General features: G+C 55.8%; 3 protein-coding genes. 2 read left to right on the forward strand and 1 reads right to left on the reverse strand.

The genetic code is table 11. The features are described from left to right. Positions 1-74 precede the first annotated feature (74 nt). Positions 75-2,525 (reverse strand): LapA family protein, encoded by a 2,451-nt coding sequence (locus RE6C_RS20155; protein ID WP_236618371.1) that lies wholly within the window; start codon positions 2,523-2,525, stop codon positions 75-77. A gap of 212 nt (positions 2,526-2,737) precedes the next feature. Here RE6C_RS20155 and RE6C_RS20160 point away from each other — a divergent pair, with 212 nt between their 5' ends. Then, complete coding sequence (locus RE6C_RS20160; protein ID WP_008659528.1) at positions 2,738-5,701, forward strand: hypothetical protein; 2,964 nt, start codon at positions 2,738-2,740, stop codon at positions 5,699-5,701. An 85-nt stretch (positions 5,702-5,786) separates the two neighbouring features. Beyond that, positions 5,787-6,821: a tetratricopeptide repeat protein gene (locus RE6C_RS20165; protein ID WP_008659529.1), complete on the forward strand. Its 1,035-nt coding sequence runs from the start codon at positions 5,787-5,789 to the stop codon at positions 6,819-6,821. Positions 6,822-7,009: the final 188 nt, after the last annotated feature.

A 7,009-nucleotide genomic window follows, 5' to 3' on the forward strand; every position in this document is an offset into this window, starting at 1 on the left:
CATCTGCCAACGCAGAACAGTCAAACGGACTGTTCTGCGATGAGGAACCAAGGCGACGCATCAAGAGCAACGCATCACACGCGGTGCTGGCGAGCCAATCGATCACCGCGTCGATTGAACCATGCATACGCGAGTGCCCCCACGATCGCTGCGATGACGCCAACCGCAGCGAACGTTCCAATCCAACTGACGCCAATGGGGTCCGTTGATGTTGGCGTTCGATCGGCCCAGCGTCCCGCGATCAGCAATGGTGCGAATTGCTTTCCACCGTGCGAAGCCATGAAGTCGGATTCGTAGCTCCACAACCGATAGAAAAACCCCTCCACTCGGACGGGCGTTGAAACGGTTCGCGACAAGGCCTTCTCGTCCGCGAGGAATTCGGGCAACTCGGCGGCCACCAACGTCACGGGATAACGATTTTCCATCGTGACTGAACCGCCGCCTTCCGTTGCAATTTTCAATTGCACGTTGCCGAGATCGCCGATCGCATCGATTTGGTAGTAGTGATCACTGCCAACCTGCTTGGCTCGCTCGTCCAGCTCCACCGTAACGCGAGTCCAGCGAAAGGTCTCGACATCGATCGTGATCCATTGCCCCATCCACTTCTCGGGTTCCTTCAACAGATCGGTTGGGCTGACATCCACCGCCGCTGCTCGCATTGCCGCGGCGATCGGCCCGAGCGGTTCACTTTCGGCGGACATTGAACCTGCCTGATTGGCGGCACCAATCATCGAAAAGAAGACCTGCGAATCGACATCCATCAATGGTCGGCGACTGAGTGCCACGATGTCAGGCAACCGAGTGATATCAACATTCAACTCACCCAGAACCTGCCAACCGAGCGAAGCGGGTTGCCTGGGTCGCCAATGAAGATTTCCCGCCACTGCGATCGATGTGCTCTGCTCCTCATCATCGAGCAACGCCACGCCGACACCTGACAATTGATCGCCGACCGCAACTTGCTTTGGCAATGGTGCCGCAATGACACGAATTCGCGTGCCATCGCCATTCACCAGTACCAGCTGAACCAATTGACGAAGATTTAGAAACTCAATCAATTCCTCGGGCACAGCCACATACTGAACCGATTCGACCGCTCCGTTGATCTCGGTCGCATCACCCACCGACGCTGCCTCACTGTTCAACCGCTGGGCAAGCGTGGCATCCGACAGACGCTTCAGACGGAACACTAGCTTGGCTTGTTCGTCTCTGGCCGCGTTGCCGTTGCTCCCGGCTTGCATTCGATCACCGAGTCGCTGCAACCGCTCGACATCAAACCCTGACAGCAGATCCAACAACGAGGCATCAGCGGATGCGGCGTCCGACTTCTCAGGTTGCTCAACCGTGCCAGGTTGCTGGGCGAGGACGACAACATCGTCCATCGTCATGAACGAAAATCCCAACGCCAAACAAGCCAACATCGGCAGCGTGACATGCTCACGTTGACGTTTTGCTCGCAGACGCCGGTGTGACACGGATGATCGCCACATCACCAAGCCACCGATAGCGATCCCAATCAATGTCGATATCAGGACAATCATCCCAATTGAAAGTGAACGCTTCTTTGTGACCATCGGCGTGCCCGATGCCTTGGCGTTTGCCGACTGCAGTGCGGTACCGACGATCGCGTTGCCGTTGGACCGCACCGCTTGCACGTGGCCGACCACGACCGGCGTGAGTTCCGCGCCATCGGCTGACTGATAAGACAGCCGTTTTAGGAATTCACCTTCCACAACAATCGTCGGCAACGGTGAAACAATGTCGACCGAGTCAGTGGACTCAAGATCGTTCACCAACTCCGGAACCAATTCGCGAATGCCTTGGGGCAATTGAGGGACGATGATCAACCACGGTCGCTGGCTTCCATCTTCGGGCTGCAACCAGCAATCCCAGTAGCGATCGATCCCCCACGGATTCGTGCTTGCCTGAACGTAAACCAGCCGCACCAATTTCCCGGTCGCTCGAACTGTTCGGCCGCGATAGACATCCGGTTGCTGCAGCAAAGGCAACAATCCGGTTTCAAGGACCGATTCAAACGGTGGCTCGGCTGACCAAGATTTGGGCGATCGGTGCAACGCCAAAGTCGCGCACAGGGCCGGTTGATCCGCCGCCCGCCAGACGGTTCCGTCGTCCACCTGAGCGATGAGCGACTCCTGTTCCATTCGGGTGGGAGTACGTTGTGGTTTCTCGAGCGTTTGATCTTCTGACAGGATCTGCTCAGCAACTGCAGCTTGAACAGACTCCCACTCCGATCGCAACTCATCCGCGGACGATTCGCCGGCGATGGGCTCATTCGCAACAGGTTCCGACGTCGATTGCGATGCGGGCTCGGATTGGACCGGGACCATCGTTTCAGGAAAGAAAATCGCGTACACCCCAGGACGCGCCGCTTGCCTCATCACCATCAGAACCAGTGCTAACGCCAGCATCAACCGAAACAGCCGCCGGTAAGTTTGGGTGGGAGCACCACCACGCCCGCGCCGACGGTAGAGGTTGTCGCGATTGATTTCGTTCGGGATACGCATGGTCACGCGTTGGATTCGTGGACACATCGGCCGCAAAAGGTTGCTACCGGTACTTCCGCACTTTAATCTAGTCCTTTGCGATGCAACACAACCGCACGGGTCGCGGCAACACCATCCGAAGCTCTTCTCACACCTCGTCTGCACCCACTATGCCAGCACAGACTCCATCGTCTCGTCGTCGAACTCGACTAGCCACCTGGGTCGCCGCAACGATGACTATCAGTACGTTTCTGTACTCATCGACCAACGTCGCTGCGGAAGGTGAACCTGCCAACGAATTTTTGAAACGACTTCGTGCGGCGGGGTACTACGATCTGGCCAATGCCTACCTGGATAGGTTACCGAACATTCCTGGAGTCGACCAAAGAATCCTTTCTTCGATTCCGTTGGAAAAGGCTCAGACATCGATCGACGCCGCGATCGCTTCTCGCAGCAACAGCCAGCGAGATCAAGCCTTCGAAAAAGCTGAAGCCGAATTGCAAGCTTATGTGGACGCGAACTCGTCCCATGAACGGGCGAGCGAAGCCCGATCCATGCTCGGCAAATTGCAAATGGTCCGTGCCGCTCAACACATGAGCGGTGAGTTGGATTCGAGCAAACGAACCAAGGCGAGAGAGGCTTACGCGAAGGCTGCGAAAACATTCGAAAGCATCCAGTCGGATCTCAAGACCAAACTGGAAGGCATGCAGGGTGCCAAAATTGATCCTCTCAAAGATCCCGAGAAGGCAACGCTGCGCGACCAGTATCGGTTTGAATATTTGATGGCTCGTCAGAACACGGGCGAAGCCCAGTTGATGGCAGCGAAGACATTCAAGAATCCTTCGAAAGACGGCAAAGCGCTGCTCGAGAAAGCGCTCGCTGAGATGGTGGAACTGAGCGAAAAGTATGACAACTACATCATCGGTGCTTCCGCTTTTCACAAACGCGGTGACATCGAACGGTTGCTCGGTCAAAAAGACAAAGCGATCGAGAGCTACACACGAATGCTGGAACAGGGGGAAGTTGATTCACTTCGCGAGCCACAGATTGGTGCTACGATCGGACTGATCAAACTCGCGCTCGAAGAAGATCCACCGAAATACCAGGACGCCATCAAACAGGGCGAAGAATTTGAAAAGTCGCTGCGACCAAATGAGAAGCGACTGGCCATCTCGCAGGAACTGCGGATCGAATTGGCCAAAGCTTTCATCGCCAAAAGCAAAGATGAGAAAAACAACAAACCCAACGAGCGAACACGAGCCACCAGCGACGCACGACAACTTCTTCTGTCGGCTAGAAAGGTGGATGGTCCACACACCGCGGAAACGAAAACGCTCTTGGCCGACCTTGGTGTGCAATCCAGCGATGAAACGGTGGAACTTCCCACCGCCGATGATCCAGCCAACTTTGACGAAGCATTCCTGTCAGCGAACCAACTGGTTCAAACAAGTCAGTTGCTCGGCGAACAGCTCGAAAAGCTTCGAGCGGACAAGGCACCAGCCAATCAAATCAAAGAAGTCGAAGAGTCGCTCGTTGAGGCTCGCCAAACCGGCGTGATCATCCTGCGTCGTGGTTTGTCGATGATCAATTCCGAATCGGACACCATGCAGGTCAACGAAGCCCGCAAGTTTCTGACCTATCTGTTGCAGCAAGAAGAGAACTTCCGGGACAGCTTTGTGACCGGCCGTTACCTCGCCCAAAACGCTCCGGGAACCGACGCGGGGTTGGTGGGCGGCGTCTTGGCACTGGGCTCTGCTCAGAAATTGATCACGCAATCCGGCGACCGTGAAGCAGAGTACTGGCTCAAGGAATTGCAATCCGTTGGCGACTACCTCGTTCGCATCTGGCCCGACGATCCCAAGGCCGCGGCCGCGCAAGACATCATGGTGCGACTGGCACTGAGCAACGACGACTTCGATGCCAGCCGGAAACTGATTGATGAGATGGCCGACGGGCCTCAGAAGTACATGCTGGCTCGCTTGCTTGGCCAATCGCTTTGGAACGATTCCATTCGTTTGCTCTCAAAAGAGAAAACCGAGGAGTCGCAAACGCAGATGGAGGCAGCGGCCAAGGAACTTCAAAAAGGGCTCAACGGAATCTCAGGCGGCTTGGTTTCGATGGAAGCTTTCCAAGCGGCTCTCACGCTCGCAAAGATTCAGGTCCGGACCGACGCACCGGATAAAGCTGTCAAAACACTCGACAACTCGAAGTACGGCCCCATCGCGAATCGGTCCAAAATGGATCAGCCGCCCGCGTCCTTGATTTCCGATCTGTATCGAACGGAACTGCAAGCGGTCGTTGGGTTGATGACAACCAGCGACAAAGGCACCGACAAACTGCTCGATCGTGCCGCCAGCGCGATCGATGAACTTCGCTCCAACGCGAAAGGTGCCGACGGCGAGAAGCTTTTGGTCAGCACATTCGTTTCCCTGGCGAACGATATCCGCCAACAGCTTGACACAGCTCCTCCTGCCAAGAAATCGAAACTCATTGATGCGTTTCAAGTCTTCCTGACCCGCATTGCTGATTCGACAGATGACAAAGCGACCTTGCAGTGGGTCGGCCAAACACTGATGGAACTGGGCGAGGCGAGCATGCCCGCTGGCAAAACGAAAGCCGAAGGCCAAGCCGCCGCGTTGCTCAAAGCAGCCGCCGATACCTTCACCAGTTTGAAAGATCCATCGGAAGCCGGGCTCGCCAACCGATTCTTGCTCGGCAAGACACAACGCCTGCGTGGCGAATACTCCAGCGCTCTCAACGAACTCGAAAGCGTCCTGAAACAAAAGTCGATGATGCTGGACGCTCAGAAAGAGGCGGCTCTTACCTATGAACAATGGGCGGGCGAGTTGGAACCGAAATTCGCGGGCCGCGCGTACAAGTCAGCACTCAGTGGTGGCCGCCCCGGACCCGATAAGAAGAACACGATCTGGGGCTGGGGTCGTATCAGTCAACTGACCCAGCGTAACGAACAGTTCCGCGACATCTTCTTTGAGTCTCGCTATCACGTTGCTCTTTGCCGTTATCTCCAAGGCAAAGCGATGAACAACAATGCCATCATCGAACAATCCATTCGGGACATCACCGGGTTGGTTGTGCTGTACCCAGAAATGGGCGGCGACGAGCAAAAGCGAAAGTTCGATGCGTTGCTCAAACAAATTCAACGTGCCGCGGGGCAACCCGTCGTTGGACTGAAGTAGACCTGCCTCCCAACCGTTCGCGAAAAATCATTCGCGATCCCCACCGCATTCACAACCTGCATTCACTTTTCAAGCACTGACATTCATGTTTGCCATCGCTCGTCTTTCGATTCGCTGTAGTGCCGTTTTGCTCGGATTGCTGATCGCGTCCCCCGTCATGGCTCAAACCGACCGTCTTTACCCGGAAGGTGGCGAGGTTGTCCTCGGAAAGATCAAATCGATCAGCAAGAACGGCATCGTGATGACGGTGTCCGGCAAAGACCAAACGTTCAACGCGGGCACGATCGAAAAGGTTCTCTTCCAAGGTGACCCGAGTGAACTGACGCAAGGGCGAGAATTTGCACTCGACAACCAATTCGATCAAGCGATCGCGGAACTCAAAGCCGTCGATGCGGGCAAGCTGAACCGCGACCCTCAAAAAGCGGACTTCGCCTACTACGTGATGTATTGCCAAGCCCAGCAAGCATTGTCCGGCAATGGCGACTTGCGAGCCGCAGCATCTGCCGCACTGGGTTTCATCCAAAAAAACACCGACTCCTGGCACTTCTATGACACAGCCAAATTGCTCGGTGACTTGGCGGTCAAGCTGGGATCATACGACCAAGCTTCGAAGTACTACGGATCGCTTCGCAGCGCTCCTTCCACCGAAACAAAAATTGAATCGCTGTATTTGAACGCCTTGGTGAAGCTGGCCCAGGACAAAGACTCCGACGCCGCCAGTGACCTGAAGAAGATCATCGGACTAGGTGTTCAATCGCCCGAGGGTGCTCGCCTTCAAACGCTCGCCAAAGCTGCCCTCGCGATCGCCACGGCGAAACAGGGCAATGGCAAAGAGGCACTTGAGATGGTCAACGAATTGATCGCCAAGTTGAATCCGGCGGACACTGAGACCGCCGCCGAGATCTACAACGCTCAGGGAGCAAGCTACGCAGCCATGGGCGACACCGAAGGCGCCTTGCTGGCCTACTTGCACACTCAGTTGATGTTCTCAACTCACCCCGGCCCGCATTCGGAAGCATTGAAGCAACTCGCCGACCTGTGGACCAAAGTCGGCAAACCAGACCGCGCCGCCGAAGCCCGCTCCGAACTACAACAACGCTACCCAGGACTGAGCGGCTGATTCCAGACGGCCGACGCGTCTGTCTTTAAAAACGGCCTCGGGGTTTCCTCTCCAAGCTAGCGATGACGGCCCGTCCGCGCGAATTTGCATCGAAGGCTCCGGAGGAGTCCTCCTGAATAGGAGGTCGTGCAGTTTTACAAACGCAGTGCTCGCAAGTTTGAATTCACCCTTCTGAACGCAGTTGGGGA

Origin of the sequence: Rhodopirellula europaea 6C, from assembly GCF_000338295.1 — a bacterium.
GTDB lineage: Bacteria > Planctomycetota > Planctomycetia > Pirellulales > Pirellulaceae > Rhodopirellula > Rhodopirellula europaea.

What these genes read in the sequence shown, in the direction of transcription:
- RE6C_RS20160 (WP_008659528.1), top strand. Translation starts at nt 2,738, where the DNA reads ATGACTATCAGTACGTTTCTGTACTCATCGACCAACGTCGCTGCGGAA.
- RE6C_RS20165 (WP_008659529.1), top strand. Translation starts at nt 5,787, where the DNA reads ATGTTTGCCATCGCTCGTCTTTCGATTCGCTGTAGTGCCGTTTTGCTC.
- RE6C_RS20155 (WP_236618371.1), bottom strand. Translation starts at nt 2,525, where the DNA reads ATGCGTATCCCGAACGAAATCAATCGCGACAACCTCTACCGTCGGCGC.